The sequence below is a fragment of the Melioribacteraceae bacterium genome, assembly GCA_035362835.1.
Lineage (GTDB): Bacteria > Bacteroidota > Ignavibacteria > Ignavibacteriales > Melioribacteraceae > DSXH01.
In genome coordinates this window covers 1,568,933-1,585,764 of the sequence record DAOSDY010000001.1, presented here as the reverse complement: position 1 = coordinate 1,585,764, position 16,832 = coordinate 1,568,933, and the positions used below count along the sequence as shown (strand labels likewise).

Below are 16,832 nucleotides of genomic sequence, written 5' to 3'. Positions count from 1 at the left end.
AAAAAATGAGTTTAGCGATGAAAAACAAGCTTGAACTAATACTTGCGGTAATTCTCTTTTCATTCCTTTTAAATATTTCTCTTTCTTCTCAGCATAAATTTCAAATAAATCTGAATGACAGAAGCGACGATTTATTCAAAGTGACGCTCATACCCGAAAAGTTATCCGAGAAGAATAAAATTTATCAGTTTGCGGCCACTGCACCTGGTACATATCAGATAATGGATATCGGCAGATATGTAAAAAATTTTAATGCATTCGATGCGGACGGATCGGAAGTTCCTGTTAAGCAGCTCTCCGTTAATCAGTGGGAATTATCAAATCCCGGGAAGGTAAGCAAAATAGAATATTCGATCGCTGAAACATGGGACACGCCGATGGACAAGAATCCTGTTTACCCGATGTGCGGAAGCTCCCTCGAAGAAGATCATGCCCTAATTAACGGCCAGACCGTCTTCGGATATTTCCACGGCATGCAGAAATACCCGATTGAAATTAAATTGGATTATCCTGCGGGATGGGAAGTAGGAACAGCTCTCACTAAAAACGGCAACGGATATTATTTTGCACCTGATTACGATTTCATTGTAGACTCTCCTATTCTGCTCGGCAATCTTTCCAAAGCTTCAACAAAGATCGAAAATACTGTGGTCGACGTTTTCACATATTCAAAAACCGGTCTCGCTAAATCCGGGAGTATTCTACTTTCACTTGAAGACATTCTTTCGGCAACGAAGCAGTTTCTAAACGGACTGCCTGTGGAAAGATATGTCTTTCTATTTCACTTCGAGAATTTCTCTGCGGGCGCCTGGGAACACAATTACAGCTCGATATATGTTTTTAAGGAACAAAACTTAGATGAACAATACATTTCAGAGCTGCGTTCGACTGCAGCGCATGAGTTTTTCCATATTGTAACACCATTGATGATTCACAGCGAACTTGTTGAAAACTTCAACTACGAGAAGCCTGTTATGTCCAGACATCTCTGGTTTTACGAAGGTGTTACAGAGTGGGCATCGGATATTTTACAATTAAGGGATTATCTGACAAGCCTGGAAGACTACCTCCGCCAGGTCCGCCAGAAACTAACTGTCAATGATAATTACGACCAGTCTGTTTCCCTTACAACTTTAGGAGTTCAGTCGACGGAAAGACAGGATCAGTATTTCAACATTTATAACAAGGGTTCTGTAGTGGCAACTCTGCTCGATATCAGGCTTCTTGAATTATCAGGAGGAAAAAAAGGTTTGAGGGAATTAATAATTGAACTGGCAAAGAAATACGGGGCGAGAAAATCTTTCAGCGAATCTGGTTTCTTTAACGAACTGGTCAATATTACTTATCCCGAAATAAAAAATTTCATCAACAGCTATATTGATGGAACGGATCAGCTTCCCGTGAAAGAGTATTTCCACAAACTCGGAATCGATTATACTGAAAACGCCGGTTATGATTCGACAAGAACAGGACTCGGCTTCGGAATCGGATTTAAAGACGGCAAGTTTATTGTAACTAATGTTGAAAAATCCGAGGGTGCGCAATTACAAAGCGGCGATCAGCTTTACAAATTTGAAGGTACCGAATTGACAATGCAGAATGCCCAGCAGATTTTGGCTCCGCTTGCAAAACTGAAAGTCGGCGAGAGTTTTAATATCTCAATTCTGCGTGACGGAGAAGAGAAAGAAGTAACGGTAACCATGCAGCCGAGGAAGATACGTCATCTCTTTAAAGTAATTGAAAATCCGACAAAGGAACAGTTAGCTCTACGTGAGGCATGGATGCAGAATCAAATGAATTATCAAGGGGAAATGGAAAAAAGATAGATATTACCGGACACCAAACGAACCGATTATTTTACTCTTTCTAAAGAAATATATTTGATTTAGATTGAGTGTGAACATAAATCATAATAGGTGCCCTATGCTTCTCCGGAAAAGAATTTCTCTTGCGGCTTTATCATTCTTATCCCTAACACTGATTGCATGCACCTCCGTATACGAAACAGTATTTCCCACATTAACCGACGGAAGATACGACAGCGAATTCCCTTATAAAAATTCATCAAAACAACTCGAGGAAGTAAGCAACTCCATAAAACTTTTAAACTGTATTGCCTTCTACAACAGCTATCTCTTCGATCAGGAGCTTAAATTATCGGCAAAAGATTTGAAACGGATCGATCTGGAGAAATCCGCACGGAATATGATTTTTTTTAACAGGACTGCTTCCGGGACAGCCACCGTAATTTCGGAAGATCACGGAACAATTACACTTATTACCGTAGCTCACATAGTAAACTTTCCGGACACTGTTATATCATACTATACAAATCCTGACGGATCGGTAACACAGAATATTCAGAGTGTGTCAATTAAAACCAGGCAGTCGAATTATATTCCCGACCTGCCGGATGGCGGCGAGCTGGAAATAGTACTAATGGATAAGTTACAGGATATCTGTCTGATGGGTAAAAAATACCAGGCTGCCAAAGGTGCAAGTGTTGAAGTGTTTCAGTATCCGTGGGGTAATTCAAACGAACTTGAATGGGGTTCGTTCGTTTATGTTTTCGGCTATCCGATGAATTTTAAAATGATCTCGAAAGGAATTGTCAGCAGTCCCGGACGGGAAAAGAACTCGTTTCTCATAGACGCCGTATTCAACCGCGGCTCGAGCGGTGGTGTCGTTCTTGCCATTCGCGACGGCGTACCAAACTTTGAATTGGTCGGACTCGTAAAATCAGTGCCTGCGGACTATCAATACACAATTCATCCAATTACAAAGACCCAGGAACTTGAATACAATCCGATGATACCGTATAAAGGTGAAGTTTACGTTCAGAAAGAACAGGTACTCCGTACAGGAATTACAAAAGTAATCGGAATCGAAGCTATCGAAGAATTTCTTTTATCGAACAAAACATTCCTGATCAGTAAAGGATATTACATTAAAAGTCTGTTCGACAGGGATTAAATAGATCCCTTCGTTCTAATTTGTCTCCATTACTTCTTTAACCTCTCCTTTCGCAACCGATACAATAATATCTCCGAAGAGATCTATTTCCGATACAAGAGTATAAACATTCGGGGTAACCCTAATTCCCTTGAACTCAGGATGAACGATGGGAACAACATAAATCCTGTGTTTAGCAAGGAGATAATCTACAAGCTTACCGACATCAACGCCGTCAATATAAAAGTTTACCAGTCCGCACCAGCTGGAAGCATCGTTAATATTAAGTCTGAATTTCACATTGCTGAAATCCTTTACCCTGTTGATCCATCTTGAATGAAGGTATCTGAATCTTTCTGCTTTACGCTCAATTCCGATTGCCTCATTAAACGCGAGAGCTTCGCCTATTGCATTGTGAGTAGCTGCGGGGTGTGTCCCTATTTCCTCAAATTTTCTGATATTCTCATCCATCTCCTTAGGAGCGGCCATCAGCGGCCAGATAGTCTTAATCAAATCTTTTTTAACATATAGCATACCCGTTCCGACTGGAGCGTAAGTCCACTTATGAAGGGATGTGCCGAAAAAGTCGCACTCAAGGTCTTTCAGTTTATACGGAATATGATTGAAGGAATGAGCCGCGTCGCATATAACGGGAATTCCGTACTGGTGTGCCAGCCTGCTTACCTCGAGGATAGGAAGAATCTGCCCGGTTAGAAAACAGATATGGCTTACAAGAATTGCTTTGGTCTTGGAAGTAATCCCCTTTTTAAAAGCATTAACGTAATCTTCTCTATTAATTAAAGGTGTCGGATAAGGAACCTGTACAAGTTTTACTCCCCATCGTCTTTCAAGCTGTGTATAAGTTGTAATCATACGGGGATAATCCTGCGTTGTAGTGAGTACTTCATCCCCTTCTTTAAGATTCATCCCCTGTTGAACAATCTGTAAAGATTCGCTCGCATTTCTTGTGATTGCTATTTCCTCTTTATCGGCACCGAAAGCGATTGCAAGTTTCTCGCGGACAGTTTCTACCTGCGGTTCAACATGACGCCACATAAAGTATGCGGGTGCCTGGTTGGAATAATCTGTATACCGTTTGAAAGCATCGATTACAACTTTCGGTGAAGGAGAAACACCGCCGTTGTTCAGATTGATTAAGGTTCTATCCACGTCGAACGCCGATTGAATCCGGCCCCAGAACGCATCATCGGAGGCAAGCTCCTTCGGAGTAAGGTCGGTTGCATACTTTTCGACAGCTTCCGCAGCTCTGGCAATTGCATCAGTTTTAAGAACCACAAATGCGGCTCCGGTGGTAAGCAAAAACTTATTTAAAAATTCGCGGCGGGACGTCATGGCTTCTCCTTCTTATTTTCTGTTTCAACTTTTGAAATATTTTCCACAAAATCAATTATTATTTAATTGATTTGCTGTGTGAGGGTAATTGTAATCGGTTAGTAATATTCGGCTCAGTTTCTTACTTTCGTTTATTATTTTCCAACATTGATGAATTACAGCATGAAATACTATCTTCTAACAATTTTTATTCTTTCTTTTTCTTTTATCAACAGTCAAAGCAACGACAGAAGCTGGCAGCTATATGATGATACCGAGGTTGCGATTATAAATATAACAATGAATCCGGCTGATTATACATGGATGATGAGCAATCCCAGATCCGATTCACTCCACAGATGTACGGTTCACTTTAAAAATAAATATATCGATGAGACAATTAATGATGTCGGCATTCGAATCCGGGGTAATACTTCGAGAGATGCCCGGAAGAAATCTCTCAAACTCTCATTTAACGATTTTGTAAGCGGAAGAGAGTTTTATGATGTAGATAAAATGAATTTGAACGGTGAACATAACGATCCTTCAATTTCGAGAGCCAAGTTGAGCTGGGATCTGTTTAATCAGGCCGGTGTAATTTCCAGCAGGGCTGCGCACGCAGCCGTTTATATTAATAATTCGTACATGGGCCTTTATATCTCCGTTGAACACGTCGACGACGAATTTCTAAAAAAGAATTTCAAAGATGATTCCGGCAATTTATGGAAATGCCTCTACCCTGCCGACCTCAATTACCGCGGAGGTAATCCCGATTTGTATAAATATTTTGTCGGCGACCGGCAGCCATACGAGCTTACATCCAATGAAGAAGAGAACGATTACACACAGCTGGCACGCTTCATCAATATAATAAACAACACACCGCAGAATGTTTTTCCCGATTCTCTTGAATCGATATTCCGTGTTGAACAGTTCCTGATGTATCAGGCAATGAACCTGATGATCGGAAGCTGGGACGACTACTGGTCGCTAATGAATAACTATTACCTTTATTACGAGCCTTCTGAAAAGAAATTCAACTGGATACCTTACGATTATGACAACACTTTTGGAATCAGTTGGTGGGAAATAAACTGGGCAGTGAGTTTACCTTATAAAATTCCTCAGGTTGATACAACTTCTACGCGACCATTATTCTCAAAAATAATGAACGTGCCAGAGTATAGGAATCTCTACTCGCATTTTATCGATTTCATTTCGAAGAATATAGTAAATCCCGGTAATACAACCGGCCGAATTGATTCGCTGCGTAATCTTACTACCCAGTATGCGGCTGCCGATACGTTCCGGACAAAGGATTACGGATTTACAATGGCAGATTTTACAAATTCGTTCGATGCGATGAACGACCGCCATGTTAAACGCGGTTTAAAAGAATTCATTCAGCTGCGGAGTAATTCAATTACAACCCGTATCAATTTCGTTCCGGCAAATCCATTCATATATAAGATCGATTTTGCACCGGCCAATCCCGGCCCGAACGATTCAATTTATGTTTATGCATCAGGTTTCGATAACGGTTCAATTACAAATATGCGTGTGGAATTTCATCCGGGAATACTAACTGTAGTATACTATTATGATATGACGTTCAAACCACTGCCGGGAAAAAATGTTGCCGACAGCGACAGATGGGTCGGTGTAATTCCCCCTCTGGGCGAGAACGGATTCGGGAGATTTAAAATCGACGTAACCGATAATGAAGGCAATCGTGTTGTATATCCGAGGAGTGAGTTTATGGAAGTCCGGGCTTCCGGTTCCAATTCTAATGGAATTAAGATAAACGAATTTATGGCTGATAACGCGAATACAATAAAAGACGCCGCCGGTGAGAATGATGACTGGGTTGAATTATACAATCCGACATCCGAACCGGTTGTATTGACCGGGATGTATATGACGGACAAAAAGGATAATCCAACCAAGTGGAGGTTCACGACCCCGAATCTGGTAATAAACCCGGGCGAACATCTTCTTATCTGGTGCGATGAAAATCATAACGATAATCAACCCGGAATTCATACAAACTTCAAACTCTCCAAGGGAGGCGAGTTTATCGGAATTGTATCGGGCGACGGATCAACCTGGCTCGATTCCCTCACGTTCGGCAGCCAGACAACGGACATATCATACGGCAGAGCCCCGGACGGCGGATCAGTGTGGGGATTTATGACTCCGACGCCGGGAGCCTCAAACGTAACAACCGGCATGAACGATCAGGTTATTCCATCGGAATTCAGAATAGCCGCATTTCCTAATCCATTCAATCCTTCTACAACAATTCAATTCCGTTTGCCGGTTGGTTCGGACGTTTCAATTACTATTTATGACCTTTTAGGTAGAGAGATCTGGTCTAAAAATGAATTCAATCAACCACCCGGAACATATAATATTGTCTGGAATGCAAAAAGCAACATGAATTTAAGTGTGAGTTCCGGCTTCTACATTTGCCGGGTTAAAACCGGAAGTAATACGGCTACCTTGAAACTTCTTTTATTGAAATAATAAAAGAATTTTTAAGGAAAGGATATTTACATTTTTTTATATTGCGTACAGGAGGAGTAATGAACCGCCCCGAAAAAAACGAATATGCCGAATACTACCATAAATATGTAAACGGTGTACCTGAAGGCGATATAAGAGACGTTCTTGAAGATCAGTTGAATTCCACAATTACATTCCTTTCCAGCATTGACGAAGAAAAATCCAAACTGAGATATGCGCCGGGCAAATGGAGTCTGCGGGAGGTTCTGGGTCACATAATAGATTCGGAACGGGTATTCGCTTATAGGGCTCTCCGCTTTTCACGAGGCGACGAAAAATCCTTGCAGGGATTTGACGAGAACCTCTATATAGACAATTCCAATTACGATACTACAAATCTCTCCCGTCTGATTGAAGAATTCTCTCTGATCCGTCAATCAACAGTTGCACTGTTCAGAAACTTACGGGATGAACAATGGCTCAAAAAAGGAAACGCATCGGGTTATAATGTTACAGTAAGAGGCCTGGCATATATAATTGCAGGGCATACGGAACACCACCTCAACGTCATCAAAGAGAGATATTTATAGATGGCACTCCTATTAATTGCATACCCTACCATAGACAGAAAAGATTTTAACTGGATCCAATCGATCCGCAAAGATCACGATAAGCGTTTTTACAAAGTTGTTGATCCCCACTTCACACTTGTCTTTCCGGTAGAAAATATAAAGTACGAGGTTTTTCTCGAACACGTCAGAAAAGTTGTGAATAAATTCGGTACGTTTTTCTTTGTCCTCCGTTGCGCGCAGATTGTAAAAGATTCGTTCAGCGATTTTACCGATCTCTTTTTAATTCCCGAAGAGGGTTACAGGCTGTTTGTAAAACTCCATGACGAACTTTATACCGGTCCGCTTGAAAAGGAATTGCGCCTGGATATTCCTTACATACCGCATTTAGGAATCGCAAATGATCTCGATCCGTTAAAATGTAAACATCTTGCAGACAAAATAAACAGGAAAAACCTAGAGATTGTTGGCGCAATAAATAAAGTTGATATCGTTTCATATGAGAACAACAGTGTCGGGAGTATGTCGTCAATTGTTTTGCAGTAAACTATTTTGGTTAAGATCAAAACCATTTTTTTCCAGAAACGACTAATGATTTAACCGTACAGAATATTGATGCGGTTAAGGAATTCAAAAACAAATTCAGTTTAGAATTTATGTATAAGCTGAAAAAAATATTCAGGTTTGCGGATCCGGAAGCAATTCTCTGGACAGCAGCACTGGTGTATCTCTTTTTTATTAATCCATACGAAGTGCATGAATTCACATTCTGCCCTTTTCATAATATCGGTATCGAAAATTGTCCCGGATGCGGACTCGGCCGTTCGATCTCATTTTTTTATCATGGCGACCTGGATCATTCATTACAAACTCATCCGTTAGGAATAGCTGCATTTTTTCTTATTTCCGCCAGAATAATTCAACTGACACGCAAAATGATAAATAACTATCAACAATCAAAAGAGGCTCAATATGGCAAACGTATACGAACTAATGCCTGAAATAATGGGTGAAGAACAGATGTATATTTCGAGCATCATCAAAACGATGGATGATCAGAAAGCCCAGCAGTTTGCAAACATCTACAGGTCACGCAGGAAAGACCCGCAGATTATTCTACTAGTTACTCTGGTCGGCTTTCTGGGTATTGCGGGAATTCAAAGATTTCTGACGGATCAGATAGGACTTGGAATTCTTTACCTGTTAACGGGCGGAATATGTATGATCGGTACTATTATAGACCTGGTGAATTATAAAAAGATTGCATTTGAGTATAACCAGAAACAGGCAGCACAGATTGCAATGATGATCAAATAGAGAACTAAAAATCTATTAGTCATTAATCATATTAAATATTTCAGGAGTTTTTAATGGCAGAGCGTGTAACCGGAACCGTAAAATGGTTTAATGCGGCAAAGGGATTCGGATTTATTGAAAGATCTGAAGGCGGCGATCTATTCGTTCATTTCTCTTCGATTAAATCGGAAGGATTTAAGAGCCTCGAGAAAGGTCAGAAAGTTGAATTCACAGTTGGTGAAGGTCCTAAAGGACCGCAGGCACAGGATGTTATAATTGTAAAACAATAGAGGTTGTTTGAATATTTAAAATCCCGCATATCGCGGGATTTTAAAATGATTAAGTCAGAAATCTTTCTCATTATGAAATTATTTTCTCCAGTTCGGAATTAATAGTCTCCCATGCATTTTTAACATGCCTCTCCTCCATTCTGAGGCCGGAGATTACCATTCTAATGGTAAATTTTCCGTTCAGCCTGGTATTAACAATAAACACTTTTCCCGTACTGTTAACTTTTTCGAGCAGTCTCTCGTTTAATTTATTTAATTCATTTTCTTCCCTAATATTTTCCGGTTTCGCGCGGAAACAGACGGTGCCGAAATAAACCGGAGCTAATTTTTCAAAGTTAGGATTTTCATCAACCCACCCGGCAAATAATTGCGTTAGCCGTAAATGTTCTCTCAATCTTTCTCTTAAACCCTCAATACCGAAATAACGAAGCACAAACCAGAATTTCAAAGAACGGAATCTTCTGCCGAGCTGAATTCCGTAATCCATATAGTTAATAACCGATTCTTCGGAGGTCTTTAGGTAGTCGGGAACAAGACTGAATGCATTTCTTAATACTTCGGGTTTCGATGTGAAAAGAACACTAAAATCAACCGGAACGAAAAGCCACTTATGCGGATTGATTACGATCGAGTCGGCACGATCCATTCCTTTAAAATACATTTTCATTTCCGGAAGCATTGCGGTTACCCCGGCATAAGCGCTATCTACATGGAGCCAGATCTTCTCGCGGATACAGATATCAGCGATTGAATCAACCGGGTCAACGGCAGTTGAAGAAGTAGTACCTATTGTAGCGACTACACAGAACGGCAAGCATCCTTTAGACCTGTCCTCTGAAATTGCTTCCGCGAGCTTTTCCGGAATCATAGCAAAGTTTTTATCGTTAGGAATCTTCCTAACACCCTCCATTCCAATCCCTAAAGTGAGGGCTCCCTTTTCAATTGATGAATGTGTATGCTCTGTACAATAGAGAATAAATTTTGGAAGTCCGGACAATCCCTTTTTCCTTACATCAAGGCCCGTGTACTCCCTTGCTGCCGCGATTGCATGCATCGTACTTACAGAAGCGGTGTCGTAAACAATCCCTAAATAATTTGCGGGAAGCCCGATCATTTCTCTGAACCAGTTTAGTACTGTCTCTTCAAGCTCCGTACCCGACGGATTCGATTTCCATACCATTCCGTTTGAATTGAATGCCGCAGAAAGCAATTCGCCTAATATTCCCGGCCCGCTTGATGTAGAATTGAAATATGCCATAAAGTTCGGATGATTCCAGTGTGTTACTCCGGGCATAATTATTTTGTTCAAATCATTAATCATATCATCAAATGTTTCCCGGTCGGTAGGGGCTGTTTTTGGTAATTGAGATTTTACTTCACCCGGTTTTATTTGTGCAAGCACAGGATATTTTTCGATGTTATCAAGATAATCTGCAACCCAATCGATTAATTGGTAACCATACTTTTTAAACTCATCTGAAGGCATATCCAATGTATTCTTGCTCATGATCTTGCTCTCTAAATTTTAATTTGACTTAACCATTCACAAATAATTTTTGTCAGCCTTATTCTGCTGTCAGAAAACGAATGACCGGTTTCTAAAATATGTTCTTCGAAATTTCCTGCACCTGCCATTTTCAATGCACCAACCAATGGTTTATGATGAATATCGATCGGTGCTATTGTATCATGTTTTGCTGCAATTATGAGCCAATTTTTGTTTTTCAAAGTATCAATATGATTAAGCAGATTCCATTCTTTTTTATTCGTGATCATTTCATTTAAAAGTGTAACTGCGGAGTTGCATTTAACAAATTCCATAGCCGGCTCCATTGTATCCGAACTAAATTGGATCAACTCATTATTCCCTTCAATAAATTCTCCGAAAAGTCCGGAATTAAATCCGGCAATGGAAGCAATGTTTTTTATATCATCGTGTTTGATTGAATTAAACACGGCGCCAAAACCGCCCATACTGTGCCCGATCAAAATGATTTTATTTGTATCAACATTATATTTTTCTCCGGCTGTTTTACTCTGGAGGAATTGAACTGCCGTTTCAACATCCTCAACCAGGTGAGTCCATAGATACTCACCTTCGCTCCCCCAGCATCCGCGGTAGTGAAACACCATTACGTTATAACCCATTCTTCTTGCTGCGTGTGCGATGTCAAAGTTTACTTCGTTACCGGGGAAACCGTGAAGAAGAAGAATTGTCGGATGAGGCCCTTCGCCGGAAGCGAAGAAAAATGTTCCGAATAATTTGCACCCTTTGCTTGTAAATGAAACCGGCTGCATAGAAGCGGGATTCTTCGGATCATTAGGTGCGTCTTGTGATACCGGATCGAAATTCATAATAATCCATTTTTAGATTAACCTGCTGAAAAATAAGAATATTCTGTTTAAGAGTTAGCCCCGACCTAATTTTCTATTCCCCGCATCATTTCTTATCTTTGCTCATTATTTATAAACAAAACTGTGATATATGCGATTTACTAAGAATTTTCTCCCGACCCTTAAGGAAGTTCCTTCGGATGCGGTAATTCCGAGTCATGTTCTAATGATCCGCGCGGGTATGGTTAGAATGCTTTCAGCAGGAATCTATTCATTTCTGCCACTCGGCTATAGGGTAGTAAGAAAAATCTCCGACATTATACGCGAAGAGATGGATGCAATAGGCGGACAGGAATTCCACTTCCCCGGACTGAATCCTAAAGAGATATGGGATGCAACAGGGAGAGTTGAAGCATTCGGCGATATTTTATTTCATGTAAAGAACCGCGATTATGTTTTAGCTCCTACTCACGAAGAGATCGTCGCATTTCATGCGAAGGGAGCTGTTACCTCTTACAAAGATCTTCCGCAGATCTGGTACCAGATACAGACAAAATTTAGAAATGAACCGAGACCGAGAAGCGGCGTTATACGCGGACGGCAATTTTTAATGAAGGATGCCTACACACTCGATAAAGATTTTGAAGGACTGGACGCAGGCTACGCAAAACACGATATGGCATACAGAAAAATATTCGACCGGTGCGGACTTAAATATTTTGTTGTAGGAGCTTCATCCGGCGCCATGGGAGGAAGCAAATCCGAAGAGTTCATGGTTAAAAGCGATGCGGGTGAGGACCTTATTGCGCATTGCAGTAAGTGCGGTTATGCTGCAAACGCGGAAGTTGCTCAATCGGTAACTAAACAGGCGCCCCGTCATCAGGATAGCAAACCGTATTATGAAATATCAACACCGGGTGTAAAATCGATCGATGAATTATGCGAGTTCCTCAAAATAGACGAACATGAAACCGCAAAATCCCGCGTTTACATTCACGACGGCAAACCGGTTCTTGTACTTATGCTCGGCAATGATGAAGTGAACGAGACAAAACTCGGCTCCCTGCTCGGAGGAAATGTCCGCCCGGCTCATCCTGAAGAATTGAAGGATATTTCAGGTGCGGACGCCGGTTCGATCGGTCCGATCGGATTCACAAGCAGGATAATAGCCGATAACCTTCTTAAAGACGCTAACAACCTCTACAGCGGCGCCAATAAAAACGATTATCACATCGGCGGCATCGATCTTAAACGCGATGTTAAGAACATAGAGTATGCAGATCTTCGAATCGTTGAAAACGGCGAATCATGTATACGGTGCGGTTCAACTCTCGAAGTCTTTAAAGCGATTGAACTCGGGCATATTTTCAAACTCGGCACAAAATATTCCGAAGCGCTCGGTGTTAACTTTCTTGATGAGAACGGGAAGGAACACCCTATTGTGATGGGAAGCTACGGAATTGGTGTTGAAAGAATTTTTGCGTGCTACATTGAACAGAACTACGACGATAAAGGAATTATCTGGAGAAAACCTCTGGCTCCTTATGATGTCCATCTCATAGGATTGAATATGAAAAATGCAACAGTATCAGATACTTCTAACAAGCTGTACGAAGAGATAAGTAAGGAAGGATTTGAGGTACTGTTCGATGACCGCAGCGATGTAAGTGCAGGTGTTAAATTCAACGACGCAGATCTTCTCGGTATGCCGGTTCAGATAATTGTAGGCGAGAAAAATCTGAAAGACGGAAAGATAGAACTGAAACTGCGCGCAACTAACGAGAAACAGATTGTTGAATTATCCGCACTGATCAGCAAGCTGAAAGAATTAATTTAAGCAAAGAGTAGAGTCCGCATTTTTTATCTGCCGGGCTCTGCTTTACTTTGCATTCCCGGAAGTCGGCAATTAATTTTAACAAATCAATTATGACTTCAAAACTCTTCATAGTGTCCACACCTATCGGCAATTACGGCGACATTACATTCCGCGCAATAGAAACCTTAAAAGATGCCGATTTTATTATTTGTGAAGAATACAAAGAAGCGAAAAGAATTCTATCCCGTTTCAACATAGAGAAAGAACTGATCTCCTTAAATGAGCACAATGAGAATGAAGCGAGCACAGAGATCTTCCGGATAATCCGTGAAGGGAAATCCGCAGCTCTTATATCCGATTGCGGAACGCCTCTTTTTTCCGATCCGGGGACTCAACTTGTTCAGCTCTGTATTGATGCCGGAATTGAAGTGATTCCTATTCCGGGTGCAAGCTCTATTATGGCAGCGCTTGCAGGATCCGGATTCTCTCTTAAGCGGTTTTATTATGCCGGTTGGCTCTCTCCTAAAACAGAGATCAGAAAAAAAGAATTACTGCGGCTTAAAGGAATTAAAGAATTGATAGTTGTTATGGAAACTCCTTACCGTTTAAAGACACTTATTTCGGATGTTGAAAAATCTTTCGGTTCAAGTGTAAATATTGTAATCGGTTTCGATCTTACACTACCGACCGAAAAATTCCTCAGGGGCAATGCCGGCGAACTTAATAAGTTGATTCATGAGAAGAATCTAAAGGGTGAGTTTGTATTCATAATCGATAATTCCGCAAATTCTGTAAAATGAAACAAGACATGAAGAAGTGGGTCGACGAGATTCGATCCTCTAAAATAAAAAAATCCCTCCCGGTTCTTTCCTTTCCGGGAATTCAACTTCTTGGCATCACTGTTCGAGACTTGGTAGGAAACGGTAATCTTCAATCCGCCTGCATGATAGCGATCGCTGAGAAGTACGATTCACTTGCTTCGGTAAGCAATATGGATCTTTCCGTTGAAGCGGAGGCCTTCGGAGCGCAAATTCTCTATTCCGATACCGAAGTTCCTACGGTTACCGGCTCTCTTATTCAGAATGAAGACCAAATCGATTCAATGATCATTCCGGAGATCGGAATTGCCCGAACCGGCGAATACATAAAGGCAATTGAAATTGCATCGCGCTCAATTAACGACCGTCCAGTTCTGGCGGGTGTGATCGGACCTTTTTCTTTAGGCGGCAGACTGATGGAAATAACCGAGTTTATGATTAAATCGATTACAGAGCCGGAGGTTGTTCACAAAATTTTAATAAAGGTATCAGAATTTCTAAGAGAATATATTCTTGCTTTTAAAGAAGCCGGAGCGAACGGAATAATAATGGCAGAGCCTGCTGCCGGACTTCTATCTCCGGAACTCTGCTCGGAGTTTTCAAGCTTCTACATAAAGAAAATAATTGATTCGGTTGAAGATGATAATTTTCTGGTCATATACCATAACTGCGGCAATACTATTCCGCTTACCGATTCAATCTTATCGACCGGCGCAAAAGCAATTCATCTCGGTAATTCAGTCGAACTTACGCAAGCTATTAAACAATATCCGCCGGATAAATTGATATTCGGCAATCTGGATCCCTCAGGAATTTTTATGAACGGTTCAACAGAAACCGTTGAAAATGAAACCTTGAATTTACTTTATGAAATGGGAAAGTACTCCAATTGGATAATCTCTTCCGGATGTGATATTCCTCCTTTAACCCCCATTCAAAATCTTGATGTCTTCTTTCATACCGTTAAAAAGTATTACTCGAATTAAGGGGAATAATGAAAAAGATTTTCGTTTTAATTTTTCTGATCTCTCTCTTTGCATCGCAGGCACAGAATAAAATTACTGTTTATAAATCAGGAACAGAAGGATTTAAAAGCTTCAGAATTCCGGCAATAATCAGCCTGCCAAACGGAGATCTACTGGCTTTCTGCGAGGGGCGTGTAAAAGGAGCTGCCGACTTCGGAGATGTAAATATCGTGATGAAGCGAAGCCGCGATAACGGAGTGACATGGTCTTCAATCAATACCATAGTTGATTATGACACGCTACAGTCCGGTAATCCTGCGCCTGTTTTAGATTTAACAGATCCGGAATATCCCGAAGGAAGAATTTTCCTCTTCTTCAATACCGGGAATAATCATGAAAATGAAATCCGTCAAGGTAACGGTCTTAGAGAAGTCTGGTTCGTCACATCAACCGATAACGGAGTAACCTGGAGTAATCCGGTTAATATAACCCGCATGGTTCACCGCCTGAAGCAACCAAATGTAAATCCCGAATACAACTTTGAGCAGGATTGGCGGACAACAGCAAATACTCCGGGCCATGCACTCCAGCTGACAACCGGAAAATTCAAAGGCCGGATTTATGTCGCTGCAAATCATTCGGAAGGAGTTCCTGAAGAAAAGTTCAGAGATTATTTCGCACACGGTTATTACTCCGACGATCATGGAAGAACTTTCAGGCTCAGTGATAATGTTGATGTTCCAGGCTCAAATGAGTCGACCGCAGCGGAATTATCGGACGGATCTTTAATGCTAAACAGCAGAAACCAGAGCGGGGATATCCGTTCAAGAATTGTATCGATAAGTATGGACGGCGGCGCAACATGGGACACAACATATTTCGATACTAATCTTCCCGATCCTGTCTGCCAGGGTTCCTTCCTCTCATTTAAATCGATTGACGGGAAAACCTACATTGTATTCAGCAATCCGGCGGATCCATCACGGCGGAATAATCTAACACTCAGAATTAGCAGCGACGACGGCAAAACATGGTTTAAAAATTTTCTGATCGACAAGGATGGTACTGGTCCAAATAATGATTTCACAGCTTACTCGGATATTATAAAAATTTCAGAAACAGAAATAGGAGTACTCTACGAAAGAAATAATTATTCCGAAATTGTTTTTACCGGGATAAAATGGAACGAATAAATTTCCGGAATCATTGAAAGAAAACCAGAATGAATAAGAAAATAAATTTTTTAATCCGCTCAAATTTATTATCCCTGTCAATTCTACTCATTCTATCTGCGTGCAGTTACGGACCTCCAAAAGAGAGCGGAGAATTTCTAAAACCGGATCTTGTAGAGCTGACAGAACTTGACTCAACATTTAAGCTGGACATCCGTTACTCAACCTCCAACAATTTTCTCGGTAAGGCAGTCTACTCGCAGGCAACGGCTTTTCTTCAGCGCCCGGCCGCCGAGGCGCTTGTGCGTGTTAGCAAAAGTCTTAAAAGAGACGGATACGGAATTATAGTTTTTGATGGTTACCGCCTGTGGTCCGTTACTAAATTATTCTGGGACTCGGCAACCGAGGAGGAGCGGCAAGCTGGTTTCGTGGCAGATCCTGCAAAAGGATCACGGCATAACAGGGGCTGCGCTGTTGATATTTCACTTTATGATCTCAAAACCGGATTAGAAGTGAAAATGCCGAGCGGATATGACGAGTTTACAGAGCGCGCATTCTCAAATTACATCGGGGGTGATAAGGAAGCTACAAGATTAAGAGACCTCCTGATAACAGCAATGGAATCGGAAGGATTTACAGTCCTTGAACAGGAATGGTGGCACTTCGATTACAAGGATTGGCCGATGTATCCGATCCTTAATGTTGATTTTGAGGATCTATAACGAAATTCGCTTGCACAATAAACCCTATATCCTATCGGAATCATTCAGCAGCTACCGTATA

The 16,832-nt window shown here is 41.2% G+C and carries 16 protein-coding genes; 13 read left to right on the top strand and 3 right to left on the bottom strand.

The genetic code is table 11. From position 1 onward, the window contains the following. Nucleotides 1–17: 17 nt before the first annotated feature. Both PLZ15_06675 and PLZ15_06670 read left to right on the top strand, forming a co-directional pair. Complete coding sequence (locus PLZ15_06675) at nucleotides 18–1,826, top strand: PDZ domain-containing protein (protein ID HOI29432.1); 1,809 nt, start codon at nucleotides 18–20, stop codon at nucleotides 1,824–1,826. A gap of 97 nt (nucleotides 1,827–1,923) precedes the next feature. After that, nucleotides 1,924–2,973, top strand: a complete 1,050-nt coding sequence (locus PLZ15_06670) for a serine protease (protein HOI29431.1) — start codon at nucleotides 1,924–1,926, stop codon at nucleotides 2,971–2,973. Between the two features lie 15 nt (nucleotides 2,974–2,988). Here the strand turns inward: PLZ15_06670 and PLZ15_06665 are convergent, their stop codons facing one another. Then, nucleotides 2,989–4,305: an aminotransferase class V-fold PLP-dependent enzyme gene (locus PLZ15_06665; protein ID HOI29430.1), complete on the bottom strand. Its 1,317-nt coding sequence runs from the start codon at nucleotides 4,303–4,305 to the stop codon at nucleotides 2,989–2,991. 162 nt (nucleotides 4,306–4,467) lie between these two features. Here PLZ15_06665 and PLZ15_06660 point away from each other — a divergent pair, with 162 nt between their 5' ends. The 6 genes from PLZ15_06660 to PLZ15_06635 all read left to right on the top strand — a co-directional run bounded on the left by PLZ15_06660 (nucleotide 4,468) and on the right by PLZ15_06635 (nucleotide 8,944). Next, nucleotides 4,468–6,810 carry a CotH kinase family protein gene (locus PLZ15_06660; protein HOI29429.1) on the top strand — a complete coding sequence of 781 codons (2,343 nt, stop codon included), beginning with the start codon at nucleotides 4,468–4,470 and terminating at the stop codon, nucleotides 6,808–6,810. A 59-nt stretch (nucleotides 6,811–6,869) separates the two neighbouring features. After that, the gene (locus PLZ15_06655) at nucleotides 6,870–7,379 is read left to right on the top strand and encodes a DinB family protein (protein HOI29428.1); all 510 of its coding nucleotides are present in this window, start codon (nucleotides 6,870–6,872) and stop codon (nucleotides 7,377–7,379) included. Then, a complete protein-coding gene (locus PLZ15_06650) occupies nucleotides 7,380–7,904 on the top strand; it encodes a 2'-5' RNA ligase family protein (protein HOI29427.1) in 525 nt (174 codons plus the stop codon). 110 nt (nucleotides 7,905–8,014) lie between these two features. After that, the gene (locus PLZ15_06645; protein ID HOI29426.1) at nucleotides 8,015–8,359 is read left to right on the top strand and encodes a DUF2752 domain-containing protein; all 345 of its coding nucleotides are present in this window, start codon (nucleotides 8,015–8,017) and stop codon (nucleotides 8,357–8,359) included. Continuing rightward, nucleotides 8,331–8,675: a TM2 domain-containing protein gene (locus PLZ15_06640; protein HOI29425.1), complete on the top strand. Its 345-nt coding sequence runs from the start codon at nucleotides 8,331–8,333 to the stop codon at nucleotides 8,673–8,675. Before PLZ15_06645 ends, PLZ15_06640 begins: the two co-directional genes overlap by 29 nt. 53 nt (nucleotides 8,676–8,728) lie before the next feature. Then, nucleotides 8,729–8,944: a cold shock domain-containing protein gene (locus PLZ15_06635; protein ID HOI29424.1), complete on the top strand. Its 216-nt coding sequence runs from the start codon at nucleotides 8,729–8,731 to the stop codon at nucleotides 8,942–8,944. 70 nt (nucleotides 8,945–9,014) lie between these two features. On the opposite strand, the gene PLZ15_06630 is transcribed toward PLZ15_06635, so the two are convergent. Together PLZ15_06630 and PLZ15_06625 are read right to left on the bottom strand one after the other, a co-directional pair. Then, nucleotides 9,015–10,451 (bottom strand): pyridoxal-dependent decarboxylase, encoded by a 1,437-nt coding sequence (locus tag PLZ15_06630; protein ID HOI29423.1) that lies wholly within the window; start codon nucleotides 10,449–10,451, stop codon nucleotides 9,015–9,017. A gap of 11 nt (nucleotides 10,452–10,462) precedes the next feature. Then, nucleotides 10,463–11,299, bottom strand: coding sequence for an alpha/beta fold hydrolase (locus tag PLZ15_06625; protein HOI29422.1), 837 nt, complete (start codon nucleotides 11,297–11,299; stop codon nucleotides 10,463–10,465). Between the two features lie 130 nt (nucleotides 11,300–11,429). On the opposite strand from PLZ15_06625, the gene PLZ15_06620 reads away from it, so the two are divergent. From PLZ15_06620 to PLZ15_06600, 5 genes are all read left to right on the top strand, one after another. Continuing rightward, nucleotides 11,430–13,115, top strand: a complete 1,686-nt coding sequence (locus PLZ15_06620) for a proline--tRNA ligase (GenBank protein HOI29421.1) — start codon at nucleotides 11,430–11,432, stop codon at nucleotides 13,113–13,115. 89 nt (nucleotides 13,116–13,204) lie between these two features. After that, nucleotides 13,205–13,894, top strand: a complete 690-nt coding sequence (rsmI, locus tag PLZ15_06615; protein ID HOI29420.1) for a 16S rRNA (cytidine(1402)-2'-O)-methyltransferase — start codon at nucleotides 13,205–13,207, stop codon at nucleotides 13,892–13,894. After that, the gene (locus tag PLZ15_06610; GenBank protein HOI29419.1) at nucleotides 13,891–14,898 is read left to right on the top strand and encodes a uroporphyrinogen decarboxylase family protein; all 1,008 of its coding nucleotides are present in this window, start codon (nucleotides 13,891–13,893) and stop codon (nucleotides 14,896–14,898) included. The genes rsmI and PLZ15_06610 overlap by 4 nt, the downstream gene beginning before the upstream one ends. A gap of 8 nt (nucleotides 14,899–14,906) precedes the next feature. Continuing rightward, nucleotides 14,907–16,070 carry a sialidase family protein gene (locus PLZ15_06605; protein HOI29418.1) on the top strand — a complete coding sequence of 388 codons (1,164 nt, stop codon included), beginning with the start codon at nucleotides 14,907–14,909 and terminating at the stop codon, nucleotides 16,068–16,070. Between the two features lie 29 nt (nucleotides 16,071–16,099). Beyond that, on the top strand, nucleotides 16,100–16,771 hold the full coding sequence (locus tag PLZ15_06600) for a M15 family metallopeptidase (GenBank protein HOI29417.1): 672 nt from the start codon (nucleotides 16,100–16,102) through the stop codon (nucleotides 16,769–16,771). The last annotated feature ends 61 nt before the right edge of the window (nucleotides 16,772–16,832 follow it).

What these genes read in the sequence shown, in the direction of transcription:
- PLZ15_06670 (HOI29431.1), top strand. Translation starts at nt 1,924, where the DNA reads ATGCTTCTCCGGAAAAGAATTTCTCTTGCGGCTTTATCATTCTTATCC.
- PLZ15_06655 (HOI29428.1), top strand. Translation starts at nt 6,870, where the DNA reads ATGAACCGCCCCGAAAAAAACGAATATGCCGAATACTACCATAAATAT.
- PLZ15_06620 (HOI29421.1), top strand. Translation starts at nt 11,430, where the DNA reads ATGCGATTTACTAAGAATTTTCTCCCGACCCTTAAGGAAGTTCCTTCG.
- PLZ15_06650 (HOI29427.1), top strand. Translation starts at nt 7,380, where the DNA reads ATGGCACTCCTATTAATTGCATACCCTACCATAGACAGAAAAGATTTT.
- PLZ15_06605 (HOI29418.1), top strand. Translation starts at nt 14,907, where the DNA reads ATGAAAAAGATTTTCGTTTTAATTTTTCTGATCTCTCTCTTTGCATCG.
- PLZ15_06635 (HOI29424.1), top strand. Translation starts at nt 8,729, where the DNA reads ATGGCAGAGCGTGTAACCGGAACCGTAAAATGGTTTAATGCGGCAAAG.
- PLZ15_06630 (HOI29423.1), bottom strand. Translation starts at nt 10,451, where the DNA reads ATGAGCAAGAATACATTGGATATGCCTTCAGATGAGTTTAAAAAGTAT.
- PLZ15_06640 (HOI29425.1), top strand. Translation starts at nt 8,331, where the DNA reads ATGGCAAACGTATACGAACTAATGCCTGAAATAATGGGTGAAGAACAG.
- PLZ15_06660 (HOI29429.1), top strand. Translation starts at nt 4,468, where the DNA reads ATGAAATACTATCTTCTAACAATTTTTATTCTTTCTTTTTCTTTTATC.
- PLZ15_06625 (HOI29422.1), bottom strand. Translation starts at nt 11,299, where the DNA reads ATGAATTTCGATCCGGTATCACAAGACGCACCTAATGATCCGAAGAAT.
- PLZ15_06600 (HOI29417.1), top strand. Translation starts at nt 16,100, where the DNA reads ATGAATAAGAAAATAAATTTTTTAATCCGCTCAAATTTATTATCCCTG.
- rsmI (HOI29420.1), top strand. Translation starts at nt 13,205, where the DNA reads ATGACTTCAAAACTCTTCATAGTGTCCACACCTATCGGCAATTACGGC.
- PLZ15_06665 (HOI29430.1), bottom strand. Translation starts at nt 4,305, where the DNA reads ATGACGTCCCGCCGCGAATTTTTAAATAAGTTTTTGCTTACCACCGGA.
- PLZ15_06675 (HOI29432.1), top strand. Translation starts at nt 18, where the DNA reads ATGAAAAACAAGCTTGAACTAATACTTGCGGTAATTCTCTTTTCATTC.
- PLZ15_06610 (HOI29419.1), top strand. Translation starts at nt 13,891, where the DNA reads ATGAAACAAGACATGAAGAAGTGGGTCGACGAGATTCGATCCTCTAAA.
- PLZ15_06645 (HOI29426.1), top strand. Translation starts at nt 8,015, where the DNA reads ATGTATAAGCTGAAAAAAATATTCAGGTTTGCGGATCCGGAAGCAATT.